This is a genomic window from Streptomyces sp. NPDC034049 (assembly GCF_055575575.1).
In genome coordinates this window covers 182,640-196,369 of the sequence record NZ_JBVISJ010000004.1, presented here as the reverse complement: position 1 = coordinate 196,369, position 13,730 = coordinate 182,640, and the positions used below count along the sequence as shown (strand labels likewise).

The window sequence follows — 13,730 nt, the reverse complement described above, 5'->3', positions numbered from 1 at the left end:
GTACAACGGATTCCACGGAGCCTGGGGCGTATGGACTGGCGGAAGGGTCCGGCGGAGGGATCTGGGTGGAGGTCGGGGTTCGGGGTAGTGCCGACGGCAGCATCGTAGCCCGGTGCGCCGACGGCGGTGCTACGTCATTTGACCTGTTCATCGCCTGTCGAAGCGCCGAGCGGCTTCAGTCATTGCTCGCGTTCCCCCTCCGACGGCACCCGCCTAGCCTGGGCATCCACCTCGCCGGATCCCCCACTCCCCCGGATGGGATCCGGCGAGGCCCGCGGGACGGGCTCGGCCGCATGGTCGGTCCGCGCCCGCGCCGCCCTGGTATCCGAGCCCCGAGGACAAGGAGGTCTGAGGAATGGACGTGTCCATCGGCACGATCTGGGAGGCGGTCTCCCGCGCCCTGCCCGATGCCGTCGCCATCACCGAGCCCGGTCGCGAGCTGACCTACCGGGAGTTCGACGATCGTGCGGCACGGCTGGCCACCGCGCTGGAGGACGCCGGGGTGCGGGCCGGCGACACGGTGGCCTGCTACCTGTACAACGGTGCCGCGTACCTGGAGACGGTCTTCGCGGCGTTCAAGCTCGGCGCCGTGCCGGCGAACGCCAACTACCGCTACACCGGCGAGGAGTTGTCCGAGCTGCTCACGGACGCGGACGCGGCGGCGCTCGTGTTCAGTGGCGCCTTGGCGGACCGGGTCGCACATGCCGCCGGACACGTGAGGACGTTGAAGCTGCTCGTGAGGGCCGGGGATCCGCCCACCGCGGGCCCGGCCGGGCCCGCGGTGCCCGAGCTGGAGGAGCTGCTCGCGAGGCACGCACCCCGCGCGGCCCGGCCCCGGCCCGGATCGGACCGGCTCTTCATGTACACCGGCGGCACCACGGGCAAGCCGAAGGGTGTGATGTGGCAGCTCGGCGACCTGCTCCACTCCATCCCGATCCTGAGGCAGGCCGGCGTCACCGAGCTGCCGAAGACGCTCGAGGAAGCGGCGTCGATCGCGGTCGCCGCCCGCCGTGAAGGCAGAGCGCCGACCACCATGCCGGTCGTCCCGCTGATGCACGCCACCGGTCTGTTCAACACCATGGGCACCCTGCTGGTGGGCGGCCGGGCGGTCATGGCACGACAGGGCTCACTGGATCCGGTCCACGTCTGGCAGACGCTCGCCGAGCGCGAGGTCGACACACTGCTCGTCGCGGGCAACGCCGTCTGCCGGCCGCTCGTCGACGAACTGGTGCGCGCCGAAGGCACGGGCACACCGTACGACCTGCATACCCTGCGCACGGTCCTCAGCTCCGGCACCGCGCTCGACGACCGGCTGAAGAAGGCGCTGCACGAACGCGCCGACGTCACGGTCGTCGACGCCATCGCCTCCAGTGAGGGCGGTCCCTTCGCGCTGGCGGTCACCTCGTCGGTACGGGAGCTGCCGGCCCGGTTCCATCCGGTGCCCGCGACCAGGGTGATCGGCGAGGGTGACCGTTTCGTCGATCCCGGCAGCGGTGAGACCGGTGTCCTCGCCTACCGCGGGCCGATGCCGCTCGGCTACTACAAGGACACCGGGAAGAGCGCCCGGACGTTCCGCACCATCGACGGGGTCCGGTATTCCGTCCCCGGCGATCTCGCGCAGATCGAAGCCGACGGCGCGATCAGGTTCCTCGGGCGCGGCTCGGGCGTGATCAACACCGGCGGGGAGAAGGTGCACCCGCAGGAGGTGGAGGACGTGCTGCTGACGCACCCCGAGGTGAAGGACTGCGTCGTCGTGGGTGTCCCCGACGAGACATGGGGAGAGCGGGTGGCTGCTGTCGTCGCGGTCGGACCGGCCGCCACGGCCACCGGCGAGGAGCTGCGCGACTGGGTCCGGCGCAGCCTCGCCGGTTACAAGGTCCCGCGGTCCGTCGTGCTGACGGACGTCCTGCCCCGTACGCCGACGGGCAAGCTCGAGATCGCCTGGGCCAGGAGGACGGCCCAGAACGCCGGTCCGGCGGGAGGCTGACGGGGGACCACGACGACGGCCCGCCTCAGGGCCGACCCACTCACCTCGTTCTTCCAGCAGTTCCCGCAGCCGGCCGCGGAGCGCGAGACCGTCGTCGTCAGGTGGCCTGGTGGCGGTCCACGCCCACCCACCGTGTTCTCCGGCCGTCGCCCCGACCGGCCTGTCGATCGTTCTGCCGACCGCGCGCCCGTCGTCCACAGGCGGCGCGCGGGTTCGCGGCCTCGCGGCCTAGCGGCCGGGCGAACCGTGGCTCAATCCATGGTTGCCGCCCGGCATTCGGGGCCTCTCAGCCCTCCGCGCTCCTACTCGTCTCCAGGGCCCTCAGCGCCTCGATCACGCTGGCGACATGGTCCCGCATGGCGGTCTCGGCCTCCCCCGGGTCGCCGGCGACGATCGCCTCGATGATCCGCTGGTGCTGGGGCAGCGACGCACGGGCTCGGCCGGGCACCTGCGAGAGCATGAACTGGTGCCGGACCACCTGGGCCCTCAGTTGCTCGATGAGCCGGTTGGCGGTCTCGTGACCGGCGATGTCACGTACGCAGCGGTGCAGACGGGCGTTGAGGTCGCTGTACGCCGCCAGTTCGCCGTCGGCCACCGCTTTCGCCATGTCCTCGCCGATCCGGCGCAGCATCTCGCTCCCCGCCGGGCTGATCCGCTCCGCCGCGCGGGCGGCCAACAGCCCTTCCAGCACCATGCGGGCCTCCGTGATCTGGACGGCCTCGGCGAAGGCGATCTCCCGGACGCGGGCGCCGCGGTTGCGCTGGATCTCCACCAGCCCTTCCGCCGCCAGTTGCTGGAACGCCGCCCGCACGCCGGCGCGGCCGACGCCGAACTGTTCGCAGAGATCCGTCTCGATCAGGCGCTGCCGCGGCGCGTACCTGCCACGCAGCAGCTCGTCCCGGATCGCACCGGTGACGTCGAATCCGACGGGAGTACCGGGAGTGCTCATTGTGCGTAGTCACCATCCACTGTGGGTCCATGAGGGAGGAAGACCGGCTCGTTCCGCGCGGTCGTGCGCCCGCTTCGCGGCCGGCGACCACAGCCGGCAAGCGCCGCACGGCCGGGGATCGGCGAGCGTCAGTCCTGATAGGTGACGCCGAGATCGGCGAGCCGGGCGCGCAGTCCGTAGTGGTCCACGCCCAGGGTCCCGGAGCGCAGCACCTCCCGGTTGGCGGCTTCCTTCGCGATCCGCTTCTCCGCCAGCTCGGCCGCCTCCTCCGCCTCCGCGCGAGGTACGACGACCACGCCGTCGTCGTCGGCGACGACGACGTCCCCGGGGCGCACGGACACCCCGCCGAGCGTCACGGGCACGTTGACCGAGCCCGGGGACGCCTTCACCGTGCCCTGTGCGGACACGGCCCGGGACCAGACGTGGAAGCCCATCTCCCGCAGTTCCGCGGTGTCGCGCACGCCGGCCGCCGTGACCAGGCCGATGACACCGCGGGCGGCGAGGGACGTCGCCAGCAGTTCGCCGAACATCCCGTCAGTGGACGGGGAGGTGGTGGTCACCACGAGGACGTCCCCGGGGCGGCACACCTCGACGGCCGCGTGGATCATCAGGTTGTCCCCGGGGTGCGAGCTGACCGTCACCGCCGGGCCCGCCATCCGCACGTTCTGCTGGTTCGGCCTCAGGTCGCTCCCTGCGAAGCCACGGCGGCCGATGGCCTCGTGGACGGTGGACGCCCCGGCCTCGGCGAGCCGGGCGACGACGTCCGGGGCCGGTCGGTCGATGTTCCTGACGACGACATGGCGGTTGGGCATGTCTCCTCCGGGCTGTTCCAGGAATGCTGTCAGGAGATTGCTTGACGTCAACACTATTGTCAACAAAAACTTTCACGATTATGGTGACACCGCGTCGTGGCTCATGCCGCCCCGCTCGCTCTGTGTCAACGTCGTGCCACTGCGGCGGACTTCGCAGGATGCCCACCCTCAAGCACGGCATCGCTTCGCGGCCCGATCTCGTGCCGAACCTCGTGCCGACCTGCTTCTGCCAGGTCCGGGGGCACGCTGCTCGGCGGCCCGCCACCCGCACACGAAGTCGCCGGCGTCCCGGCACACGCCGACCGTCCCGCCGACGCCCCGGTGCGTCCGGCCCCGTCCGGTCCCGTCCGACCCAAGGAGTCCCCATGACCCCCACCACGTCGCAAGCCTCCGACGGCACCCTGCTGGTGATCAGCGCGCACGCCGGCGATTTCGTCTGGCGGGCCGGCGGCGCCATCGCCCTGGCCGCCGAACGCGGTCAGCGCGCCAAGGTGCTGTGCCTGAGCTTCGGCGAACGCGGCGAGTCCGCCAAAGCCTGGCGGGACGGCCTCCGCCTCGACGAGATCAAGCAACTCCGCCGCACGGAGGCCACCGACGCCGCCGCCGCGCTGGGCGCGGAGATCGAGTTCCTGGACGCCGGGGACTACCCCCTTTCGGAGACACCCGAGTTGGTCGACCGCATCGTGCGCGTCTACCGGGAGGTGAACCCCACGGTCGTCCTCACCCACACCCTCACAGACCCCTACAACGGCGACCACCCGGCCGCCGCCCGCATGGCCCTGCAGGCACGCGTGCTCGCTCAGGCGATCGGCTACGACGCGCCCGGTGAGCCCCTCGGTGCTCCCCCGGTGTTCTTCTTCGAACCGCACCAGCCCGAGCAGTGCGACTTCAAGCCCAATGTCCTGCTCGACATCACCACCGTCTTCGACAAGAAGCGCAAGGCCATGGAGTGCCTGGCCGCCCAGCAGCACATGTGGGACTACTACACCGATCTCGCCACACGCCGCGGGGTCCAGCTCAAGCGGAACGCCGGCCCCAACCTGGGCCTTTCGCACGGGACCATGGGCGAGGCGTACGTACGGCTCTACCCCGAGACCACGGGGACGCTGGCATGACCGCGGCCACGCACATCTGGGTGCCCTTCCGCGACACCTCCCTGTTCGTGGAGTTCGCACAGGGAGCGGACGCCCCGGACCGCGCCGCGGGCCCCCGGGGACTGCTGACCGACGCCGTCCCGTCGGACGGCATCACGCGGGACGACCGTTACGGCGAGCCTCTGTGGCGGGTCGACGCGGAGCATCTGCACGCCGTGGTGGAAGCCCTGTGGAGCACGGACCACCCGCTGCACATCCACCTCGACCAGGCCCCGGGGGCACGGGCGGGAGCCCGGCAGTCGGGACGAATGACGTAGTCGGGCCGTGACCTTCCGCCGTCCGGGTCCGGTCATTAGCGTGACGACCTGCGCATTCCCCGCGACTAGCGTCGAACGTGCCACCGCACCACCGACCGTGCCGAGGAGATGACACGCATGACGAGCCCGTCGACCGCCGCCCTGGACGCGCTACCGCTCGGGACGGCCGCGGCCACAGTCGTCAAGGCGCCACGCGACGAGTACAACGGCACAGTCACCGTGCTGTCCCGGCAGACGGCGGCGGACGGCGTCACGTCCCTGGTGCTCGCACCGCGCGACGGCGTACCGCTGCCGCCCTGGCAGCCGGGCGCGCACATCGACGTCGTCCTCCCCACGGGCACCGTGCGCCAGTACTCGCTGTGCGGTCCGACGGCCATCACCGACTGCTGGCGCATCGCGGTGCTGCGGGAGCCGGACGGACGTGGCGGATCGCAGTGGATCCACGACCAGGTCCGCGAGGCGAGCGAACTGCGGATACGGGGCCCGCGCAACAACTTCCCCCTGCGGCAGGCCTCGCGGTACCTGTTCGTCGCCGGCGGCATCGGCATCACCCCGCTGCTGCCGATGATCGCCGAGGCCGGCGCGGCCGGGGCCGACTGGTCCCTGCTCTACGGGGGCCGGAGCCGGGCGTCCATGGCGTTCCTGTCCGAGCTGGAGGGCTACGGCGAGCGCGTGACCGTACGGCCGCAGGACGAGTACGGCCTGCTCGACCTCGCCGGCCATCTGGGCGACCCCGATCCCTCCGCCCTGGTGTACTGCTGCGGCCCGGCCGGGCTGATCGACGCGGTCGAGGCGCACTGCGCGACCTGGCCGGCGGGATCGCTCCACGTGGAGCGGTTCGCCGCGACGCCGGGGCGGCACGCGGACGACGGCGAGGCCGACGAACCGTTCGAGGTGGAGCTGCGCTCGTCCGGGACGACGGTCACCGTGCAGCCGGGACAGTCGGTGCTCAAGGCCGTCGAAGCGGCGGGCGCACCGGTCCTTTCCTCCTGCGAGGAAGGCATCTGCGGCTCCTGCGAGACGGCCGTCCTGGCCGGCGAGATCGACCACCGGGACTCCCTGCTCACCGACGACGAGCGGGCCGCCGGCGACACCATGCTGATCTGCGTCTCCCGCGCCCGCGGCGGCCGCCTCGTCCTGGACCTGTGACTGGCCGGGCTCTGACTGGCTGGGCCTCGGCCCGCCGCTCGCATAAGACTTCGAAGAGAAAGGCGTTGCCGTCATGCTCTCCTCACACGTGCGCAACGGCTGGTACCTGGGGGCCTGGTCCGACGAGATCGGCCGGGGGCTCACCGGCCGCTGGATCACGGACATCCCGGTCTGCTTCTACCGGCTGCCCGATGGCAGCGTGACCGCCGTCGAGGACCGCTGCCCCCACCGCAAGTACCCGCTGTCCCTGGGCCACTTGGACGACCAGGGCACGCTCCAGTGCGACTACCACGGCTACCGCTTCGACGGGCAGGGCGTGTGCGTCGGCGTCGCCGAGCAGGCCGACCGGCCCAAGGCCGCCCTGCGCCGCTTCCCCCTGGTCGAGCAGGACGGCGTCATCTGGATCTGGCCCGGCGACCCCGACCAGGCCGACGCGAGCCTGCTGCCCGACACCTCGTGGCTGACCAACCCGCGCTGGACGCACGTACACGGCGTCGTACCGCTGAAGGCTCGCCACCTGCTGCTGGTGGAGAACCTGCTCGACCTCACGCACGAGACGTTCCTGCACCCGACGAGCATCGGCAACGCGGCCGTCGCCGCCACCCCGATCGACGTCACCGTGGACGGCGACCGGGTCGGCTTCAGCCGCCGCATGGCCGGCATCGAGGCCCCGCCCTTCTACGAGAAGTCGTGCGGGCTGACCTCACCGGTGGACCGCTGGCAGGACGGCGAGTTCCACCCGCCCGGGATCTTCATCCTCCACATCCGCGTCGCGGCCACCGGCACCGAGGAACCGGAGGGCTTCCACATGAAGGTGCTGTACGGCATGACGCCCGGGCGCGGCAACGAGACCCACGACTTCTACGCCCTGGCCCGCGACTACCTCATCGACGACGAGGACCTCACCGAGTTCCAGCACAAGCAGCAGCTCGCGGTGATGCAGGAGGACGTCGACGCCCTGGAGGCCCAGGAGCTGATGTACGCCACGGACCCGGGCGGCACCGTCGAGTCCAGCATCCGCTCCGACCTGGCCGCCCTGCGGGGACGCCGCGCGCTGGCGAAGATGCTGGCCCGCGAACAGCGAGGGAACGTACCGGCATGAGCGTCTTCGTCCTCCTGCACGGGGCCTGGCACGGCGGATGGGTGTGGCAGCGCGTGGCCCCGAGAATGCGCGCCGCCGGGCATGAGGTGCACGCCCCCACCCTCACCGGGGTGAGCGACCGCGCCCACCTGCTCGGTCCGCACGTGGGCCTGACGACGCACATCCAGGACGTCGTGGCTCTGATCGAGGCCCACGACCTGCGGGACGTCGTGCTCGTCGGGCACAGCTACGCCGGTCAGGTCGTCACCGGCGTCGCGGACCGTGTCCCGGAGCGGTTGGCCGGACGGATCCACCTCGACGCCTTCGTCGGCGACGACGGGGACGCGGCGATCGACCTGCTGCCCGCCACCATCGCCGGCCACTACCGGGAGTCCGTGGCCGGGCCGGGCTTCGGCTGGCTCATCCCGGTGCGCTCGCTGAGCGTCCTGGGTGTGGAGGAACAGTCGGACCTGGACTGGCTCGGCCCCCGCCTCACGCCGCACCCGTGGCTGACCTACACGGAGCCGTTGAGGCTGACCGGCAAGGCCGAGCAGGTGCCCGGCGTCTTCGTCGAATGCACCGACTGGATGCGGGTGTTCACCCCGCACGCCGAGCGCGCCGCCGCCCGGGGTTGGCCGGTCCACGAGATCTCCACCGGTCACGAGGCCATGGTCACCGCCCCCGGTGAACTGGCGGACGTGCTGGATGTCGCCGGATCCGGCCTGAAGCCCTGAGAGGTAGGACACCCGCATGGAATTCCTCGTCCGCACCGAGAACACCCTGCCCCCCGACACCCCTGACGACGTCCGTGAGAGCCTGCGCAGGGGCGAGCGCGCACGGGCCCAGGAACTCCGCGAGGCCGGGATCCTCAAACGGCTGTGGCGGGTACCGGGCCGCAACGCGACCATCGGCCTGTACGAGGCGGCCGACCCGGCTGAACTGCACGACGCGCTCGTGTCCCTGCCGATGTGGAAGTGGATGGACATCACCGTGGAGGCGCTGGCCACCCACCCGCAGGAGAAGGCACCGTGACCACGCGGAGCGCTCGGGTCGCGGTCGTCACGGGCGCGGCGGGTGGACTCGGCGGGCCCATCGTGCGCCGGCTGGCCGCCGACGGGTTCACCGTCGCCGCCCTGGACATCACCGAACCCGACGACACGGCACGGTTGGACGACGGGGCTGCGATCACCGGCGTACGGGCCTGGCGTTGCGACGTCAGCGACCCGGCCGCCACACGCCGCACCGTCGAGGAGATCGCGGAGACCTACGGCGGCGTGGACGTCCTGGTCAACAACGCGGGCCTGCTCTCCGGCCGGAGCGGTCTCATGGAGGCCACCCCGCAGGAACTGCACCGCTTCTTCGCCGTCAACGCCGTCGGCCCGCTTCTCATGGTGCAGGCGTGCGTGCCGTGGCTGGTCAGGAGCGCACACCACGGCAGGGTGATCAATGTCGCCTCCCGCACCTTCTTCACCGGCTCACCGGGCCAACTCGCCTACGTCGCCAGCAAGGGCGCGCTGATCGGCATGACCCGGGTGATGGCGCGAGAACTCGGCGCGCACGGGATCACCGTCAACGCGGTGGCACCCGCCCAGGTCGCCACGCCCGGCACCAGGGCGCACTCCGGCGACGAGGTATTCGCCGCGACCATGCGGCAGCAGGCGATCCGGGAGTACGTCACCCCGGAGCACTTCGCGGGGCTCGTCTCGTATCTGGCCTCGCCGGACGCGGCCATGGTCACCGGTCAGACGCTCGTCTGCGACGGTGGCGGAGTGCTGCACTGACCGGCCGCCCGGGCACGACAGCGGAAGAGGAGAGAAAAGGAGAAGCCATGTCCACCCGCACACCGCACGTCACGGGTACCTACGTCTTCGACACCGCCGACAACCGTCGGGGCCGGGCGCTGAACCGGCTCTGCGGCTCGTTGAAGGACGCCGCCAACCGCGTGAGGTTCAGCGCGGACGAGAGCGCGTACTGCGAGGAGCACGGACTCACGGCCGAGCAGCGGGAGGCGGTCCTGGACCGGGACTGGACGCGGATGCTGGAGCTGGGCGGCTCCATCTTCTACGTCTTCAAACTCGCGGTGCTGGACCAGAAGTCCATGCAGTACCTCGGAGGCGTGTTCACCGGCATGACCACCGAGGAGTTCACCCAGGCACTGGAAGCGGGAGGGCGGAGCTTTGGCTGAGGTGATATGGGGTCTGGCCACCTCCCATGTGCCGTCGATCGGCGCGGCGATGGACCGGGGGAAGACCGAGGACCCGTACTGGAGACCACTGTTCGACGGCTACGCGCCGGCCCGTGAGTGGATGGCCCGGCACACGCCGGACGTGGCCGTGATCGTCTACAACGACCACGCCAACGCCGTCGACATGTCCGTCACACCGACCTTCGCGATCGGCGCGGCGGCCTCGTACGAGGTGGCGGACGAAGGATGGGGCAGCCGCCCGGTCCCGACCGTCGTCGGCGCCCCGGAGTTCTCCGACCACCTCATCGAAAGCCTGGTCGACTCCTCCTTCGACATCACGGTGTTCCAGGACCTCGCCGTGGACCACGGTCTGACCGTGCCGCTGTCGGTGTACTGCCCCGACCCCGGGGAGAGCTGGCCGTGCGCTGTCGTCCCCCTCCTGGTCAACGTCATCCAGTACCCGCAGCCCACGGCGGCACGGTGCCTGGCCCTGGGAAGGGCCCTCGGTGAGGCGATCCGTTCCTTCCCCGAAAACCTCAAGGTCGCCGTCTTCGGTACCGGCGGCATGTCCCATCAGCTCGCGGGTGCCCGAGCGGGGCTGATCAACCAGGACTTCGACCGGATGTACCTCGACGCCATCGAGCACGCCCCGGAGAAGCTGGCAGCGCTGAGCCGGGAGGACTACATCCACGAGGCCGGTTCGGAGGGCATCGAGCTCATCATGTGGCTGATCATGCGCGGAGCCCTCGGACCACGCATCCGCCGCGTGCACGATGCCTACCACGTGCCCGCCTCCAACACAGCGGCCGGGATGGTGCTGTTCGAGAATCTCGGCACCGCCCTGCCAGAAGGACCGGCCACTGCCCGGGGCCGTGGGCACGGCCCCGGCCCCGGCCACGGCCACGGCCACGGCCACGGCCACGGCCCGAAGAGTGCCGCCCCGCAGTAGCGACGTGCCGCCTTCAGCGCGAGGGCCGCTTCGGACCGGGCCACTTCCCGGCCGGAAGTACGTGCAGTTGCGGCGGGGCCCGTGGGTGCCTGTTCCGGGCCCCCGCCCGGGCAGAGCAAGATCCGGATGGGCGGCGATCACCAGGACCGGGCAGGTCAGTGCGGCCCTTCGCGTGGGCGGTGCGGTGCCCGGCCGCGGCGAGCATCACCACCACGAACAGGGCGTGCTTCGCCGGGTCCGGCGAAGCACGACGCGGGGCCTTCGTCTCGTGGAAGTCGTGATGGAGACCCACCGAGCGCGTCATCGACCAGAGGTTCCGGGGCCGGTGCCCCTGGCCGAAGGGCCGCCGTCAGTGGCGATGCCCGCGCGCTCGCGTTCCACGGCGTCCCCGGACGAAGACACTCCATGATCCGGACGCCGGGCCTCCCCTGCACCGGTTGGGGGGCCTCGGGTCGGGTCCCGCCCGCTGACCTCCACTGCATCGCTGATCTCCACCGCACCGCTGACTTCCAGGTCCAGCAGACACCGTCCGGGCGTGTACGTGCATGCGATGGTCACGCGATGTTCGCATGCCCAGCCCGCCCGGCCACCGAACGCCTGATGGCCGACGAACAGGCCGACGGTGTCCAGCCGCATTCGGCCGACGTGGCGGAATCGCTCACCCTCGATGCCGGGGCGTCCCCGGCAGCGCGTGGCACGCCGCGTCTCAGCCGACGGCGCCCTCCAGGTCCTCTCCCGGTCTCCGCCCCACCGTCAGCACATGTCCGCTCGCTCCCAGCAGCGTCGGCTCCGACTCGATGCGCCGGGTCGCGGCCAGCACGGCCTCCCGGCGCTCCGGGTCGTCCAGCCACTCCTCGACCCCGCCCATCAGCCAGGCGACGCCCTCCACGCCGTACTGCCCCTCGGGGACGAGTCCGGCCTCGGCGAACTCGCCGGGCACGTCGGCTGGATCGGCGAAGTAGGCGGTGGTGAAGTGCGGGTCCGCCGACGAGTACCGGTGTCTGCCGTGGCCCGACACGGCGTCGGTGCGCTCGCGGCGTTCCGGGATGAAGTAGTTCCCCTGCATGAGGGTGTCGTTGAGCCCGGCGAAGCGGTTGATCGTGGCCGCGACCACCGCGCCCCCCGGCCGCACCACCCGCCGGGCCTCGGCCAACGCCCTCACCCGGTCCGGGTGTTCGGGGAGGTGGTAGAGCGGCCCGAGATACAGGACGACGTCGTACGCGGCGTCCTCGGCGGGCAGGGCGCGGGCGTCCCCGAGCCGGGCGGTGACGCCGGGCAGCTGTCCGGAGCGTTCCACGTGCATCGGCACCGGATCGACGACCTCGACCTCGTACCCGTCCTCGGCCAGCCACTCGGCATGGATGCCCGTGCCGCCGCCGACGTCGAGCACGCGCGCGGGAGCCTCGGGCAGCAGTCGGCGCAGGAGGTCCTGGGTGCGCCAGAACTCCAGCCGCCCGGTGCCCTGCCTGAGGCGGGTGAGTTCCCCTCCGCGCTCGTAGTAGGCGAGTATCTCCTCGGGCAGGGACGGGAGTTGGGGCTCGTTGTCGTACCGTGTCCGGCTCATGGTTCCAGGGTGCTGATCACCGCGGCGGACCCGCAACCGGTTAAGCACCCCTGACGTGTCAGAGATCCGGGGCGAGCTTCGCCCAGGCCGTCGTGCCGAGGCGGCCGGTGTTGCCGAGGTCGAGGCCGCCGTCGGGGGTGAGGATCTCGGCGGGGCGGCCGGGGAGCGGGGCGATGCGCAGGCCGGGGGCGTCGACGGCCGGCACGTCCGCCTCGGTGACCGTGTTGCGCCAGACCAGCGAGGTCCCGGCGGACTCGCCGGGCTTCAGGGTGACCTGGTGGGGGCCGAAGTCGGGCACGCCGGTGGTGATCTCCTGCGGCCCCCGGAGGACACGTACGTCGTCGTGGACCTCGCCGTCCTCGTCGAGCACCTGGATCGACGGGTAGCCCTTGACGGTGTACGGCTTCTCGCCGCAGTTGGTGAGGGTCACGCTCATCGCCCGCAGGCCCATCGCCGCCTCCACGAGCCCGGGCTGCATGCGCACCCCGGAGGTGGGGCAGGCGGTCGCCCCGTCGGGTGACGCGGCCTCGGTGGGTCCCGCGCCGGCCGGTGTCCCGGTGGCCGCGGGCGACTCCGGGCCCCGCAGCCCCTCGGGCACGTTCGGGGGTGTCGACGAGGCCGAGGGCTGGGGCGCCGCGCGGTCGGGATCGAGTTCGCGGTCCACTTCGTCCGCGAGCCCGCAGCCGGCGACGGCCAGGATCAGTGCCGTCACCAGGAGCGCGCGGGAGGCCGAACGGCCGCGTATCGGGATCATGAGCCGATCCTGACACGGACGCGACGCGGAAGCCGTGACTCCGCACGCAAGCCGTACATCCGCGCGGGACGCCGTGACCGGCGCGCACGTGAGACCCAGTCACCGGGTATGCACGGAGCGAGTTCACACTTTCGTCCCACAGGCAGTCGTGTGACACTGGCGTACCCCACCGCCCGGCGGTACCGCCGCCTCGACCCCGAGAAGTGCGCTGTGCGTGATCTCCCTCTGCCGTTCGCCCTCACCGCGCGACTGCTACCGGTCGCCGTACTCGCCGTCGCGGGCTGGGCGTTGTCGTCCGGTCCGCTGTCCGCGAGCCCGGCCAGGGAGGACTCCGCCCAGGACACGGCGTCGAGCCCCGTCTCGACCGACGAGTCCGCGCCGTCCACGGCGACGGTGACGAAGACGTACGAGAAGGCCCCGTCTCCCTGCTCCGGCGTCACGGAGAAAACGGTCAAATCGCTTGTTCCCGGGGCGAAGACGGCCGGCAAGGAGATCGCGTCGACCAACGAGTCCGTGCGCCGCACCTGCTCGTGGAACGCGCTCAAGGGCTTCGACTACCGCTGGCTCGACGTCTCGTACGAGATCCAGCAATCGGACGACAAGGCCGAAAGCGCCTATAGGACGCGTACCACGGAGAAGAGCGGCGGCGGCGCCGTGCCCGGCCTCGGCGACGAGGCCTACTCCGTGGTGAACCTCACCACGGAGGACAAGCAGCAGACCCGTGAGGGTGTGGTGTACGTCCGGATGTCCAACGCCCTGGTGGTCGTCACCTACAACGGCAGCGACTTCGAGTCGCAGAAGGCACCCGGCACGGACGAGATCAACAAGGGCGCCATCAAGGCCGCGAAGGAAGCGGCGGCCGTGCTGGAGAACTCCGCGTAGGGCGTCT

15 protein-coding genes are annotated in these 13,730 nt (G+C 71.4%); 11 read left to right on the top strand and 4 right to left on the bottom strand.

Annotation, left to right across the window (positions count from 1 at the left end):
• Positions 1–355 precede the first annotated feature (355 nt).
• A complete protein-coding gene (locus ACZ52C_RS14105; RefSeq protein WP_469074968.1) occupies positions 356–1,987 on the top strand; it encodes an AMP-binding protein in 1,632 nt (543 codons plus the stop codon).
• Positions 1,988–2,273: 286 nt separating this feature from the next.
• On the opposite strand, the gene ACZ52C_RS14100 is transcribed toward ACZ52C_RS14105, so the two are convergent.
• The gene (locus ACZ52C_RS14100) at positions 2,274–2,936 is read right to left on the bottom strand and encodes a GntR family transcriptional regulator (protein WP_469074967.1); all 663 of its coding nucleotides are present in this window, start codon (positions 2,934–2,936) and stop codon (positions 2,274–2,276) included.
• Between the two features lie 128 nt (positions 2,937–3,064).
• Positions 3,065–3,748 carry a 4-carboxy-4-hydroxy-2-oxoadipate aldolase/oxaloacetate decarboxylase gene (locus ACZ52C_RS14095; protein WP_469074966.1) on the bottom strand — a complete coding sequence of 228 codons (684 nt, stop codon included), beginning with the start codon at positions 3,746–3,748 and terminating at the stop codon, positions 3,065–3,067.
• Between the two features lie 365 nt (positions 3,749–4,113).
• On the opposite strand from ACZ52C_RS14095, the gene ACZ52C_RS14090 reads away from it, so the two are divergent.
• The 9 genes from ACZ52C_RS14090 (at position 4,114) to ACZ52C_RS14050 (ending at position 10,523) form a co-directional block, all read left to right on the top strand.
• Complete coding sequence (locus tag ACZ52C_RS14090) at positions 4,114–4,863, top strand: PIG-L deacetylase family protein (protein ID WP_469074965.1); 750 nt, start codon at positions 4,114–4,116, stop codon at positions 4,861–4,863.
• Complete coding sequence (locus ACZ52C_RS14085; RefSeq protein ID WP_469074964.1) at positions 4,860–5,159, top strand: hypothetical protein; 300 nt, start codon at positions 4,860–4,862, stop codon at positions 5,157–5,159. The genes ACZ52C_RS14090 and ACZ52C_RS14085 overlap by 4 nt, the downstream gene beginning before the upstream one ends.
• Positions 5,160–5,276: 117 nt before the next feature.
• On the top strand, positions 5,277–6,308 hold the full coding sequence (locus ACZ52C_RS14080) for a PDR/VanB family oxidoreductase (RefSeq protein WP_469074963.1): 1,032 nt from the start codon (positions 5,277–5,279) through the stop codon (positions 6,306–6,308).
• A 73-nt stretch (positions 6,309–6,381) separates the two neighbouring features.
• Positions 6,382–7,410, top strand: coding sequence for a Rieske 2Fe-2S domain-containing protein (locus ACZ52C_RS14075; RefSeq protein ID WP_469074962.1), 1,029 nt, complete (start codon positions 6,382–6,384; stop codon positions 7,408–7,410).
• Complete coding sequence (locus tag ACZ52C_RS14070; protein ID WP_469074961.1) at positions 7,407–8,123, top strand: alpha/beta hydrolase; 717 nt, start codon at positions 7,407–7,409, stop codon at positions 8,121–8,123. Before ACZ52C_RS14075 ends, ACZ52C_RS14070 begins: the two co-directional genes overlap by 4 nt.
• A gap of 16 nt (positions 8,124–8,139) precedes the next feature.
• Positions 8,140–8,421 (top strand): muconolactone Delta-isomerase family protein, encoded by a 282-nt coding sequence (locus tag ACZ52C_RS14065; protein WP_469074960.1) that lies wholly within the window; start codon positions 8,140–8,142, stop codon positions 8,419–8,421.
• Positions 8,418–9,170 (top strand): SDR family NAD(P)-dependent oxidoreductase, encoded by a 753-nt coding sequence (locus tag ACZ52C_RS14060; protein ID WP_469074959.1) that lies wholly within the window; start codon positions 8,418–8,420, stop codon positions 9,168–9,170. Before ACZ52C_RS14065 ends, ACZ52C_RS14060 begins: the two co-directional genes overlap by 4 nt.
• 47 nt (positions 9,171–9,217) lie before the next feature.
• Positions 9,218–9,574, top strand: a complete 357-nt coding sequence (locus ACZ52C_RS14055; protein ID WP_469074958.1) for a protocatechuate 3,4-dioxygenase — start codon at positions 9,218–9,220, stop codon at positions 9,572–9,574.
• A gap of 1 nt (position 9,575) precedes the next feature.
• Positions 9,576–10,523, top strand: coding sequence for a class III extradiol dioxygenase subunit beta (locus ACZ52C_RS14050; RefSeq protein WP_469075337.1), 948 nt, complete (start codon positions 9,576–9,578; stop codon positions 10,521–10,523).
• Between the two features lie 706 nt (positions 10,524–11,229).
• On the opposite strand, the gene ACZ52C_RS14045 is transcribed toward ACZ52C_RS14050, so the two are convergent.
• Positions 11,230–12,087 (bottom strand): class I SAM-dependent methyltransferase, encoded by an 858-nt coding sequence (locus ACZ52C_RS14045; protein ID WP_469074957.1) that lies wholly within the window; start codon positions 12,085–12,087, stop codon positions 11,230–11,232.
• A gap of 58 nt (positions 12,088–12,145) precedes the next feature.
• Positions 12,146–12,841, bottom strand: coding sequence for a DUF4232 domain-containing protein (locus ACZ52C_RS14040; RefSeq protein WP_469074956.1), 696 nt, complete (start codon positions 12,839–12,841; stop codon positions 12,146–12,148).
• A 210-nt stretch (positions 12,842–13,051) separates the two neighbouring features.
• On the opposite strand from ACZ52C_RS14040, the gene ACZ52C_RS14035 reads away from it, so the two are divergent.
• Positions 13,052–13,723 (top strand): hypothetical protein, encoded by a 672-nt coding sequence (locus ACZ52C_RS14035; protein ID WP_469074955.1) that lies wholly within the window; start codon positions 13,052–13,054, stop codon positions 13,721–13,723.
• The last annotated feature ends 7 nt before the right edge of the window (positions 13,724–13,730 follow it).

Excerpts from the sequence above, each read along its gene's own strand:
- ACZ52C_RS14105 (WP_469074968.1), top strand. The coding sequence starts at position 356 with ATGGACGTGTCCATCGGCACGATCTGGGAGGCGGTCTCCCGCGCCCTG.
- ACZ52C_RS14100 (WP_469074967.1), bottom strand. The coding sequence starts at position 2,936 with ATGAGCACTCCCGGTACTCCCGTCGGATTCGACGTCACCGGTGCGATC.
- ACZ52C_RS14095 (WP_469074966.1), bottom strand. The coding sequence starts at position 3,748 with ATGCCCAACCGCCATGTCGTCGTCAGGAACATCGACCGACCGGCCCCG.
- ACZ52C_RS14090 (WP_469074965.1), top strand. The coding sequence starts at position 4,114 with ATGACCCCCACCACGTCGCAAGCCTCCGACGGCACCCTGCTGGTGATC.
- ACZ52C_RS14085 (WP_469074964.1), top strand. The coding sequence starts at position 4,860 with ATGACCGCGGCCACGCACATCTGGGTGCCCTTCCGCGACACCTCCCTG.
- ACZ52C_RS14080 (WP_469074963.1), top strand. The coding sequence starts at position 5,277 with ATGACGAGCCCGTCGACCGCCGCCCTGGACGCGCTACCGCTCGGGACG.
- ACZ52C_RS14075 (WP_469074962.1), top strand. The coding sequence starts at position 6,382 with ATGCTCTCCTCACACGTGCGCAACGGCTGGTACCTGGGGGCCTGGTCC.
- ACZ52C_RS14070 (WP_469074961.1), top strand. The coding sequence starts at position 7,407 with ATGAGCGTCTTCGTCCTCCTGCACGGGGCCTGGCACGGCGGATGGGTG.
- ACZ52C_RS14065 (WP_469074960.1), top strand. The coding sequence starts at position 8,140 with ATGGAATTCCTCGTCCGCACCGAGAACACCCTGCCCCCCGACACCCCT.
- ACZ52C_RS14055 (WP_469074958.1), top strand. The coding sequence starts at position 9,218 with ATGTCCACCCGCACACCGCACGTCACGGGTACCTACGTCTTCGACACC.
- ACZ52C_RS14045 (WP_469074957.1), bottom strand. The coding sequence starts at position 12,087 with ATGAGCCGGACACGGTACGACAACGAGCCCCAACTCCCGTCCCTGCCC.
- ACZ52C_RS14040 (WP_469074956.1), bottom strand. The coding sequence starts at position 12,841 with ATGATCCCGATACGCGGCCGTTCGGCCTCCCGCGCGCTCCTGGTGACG.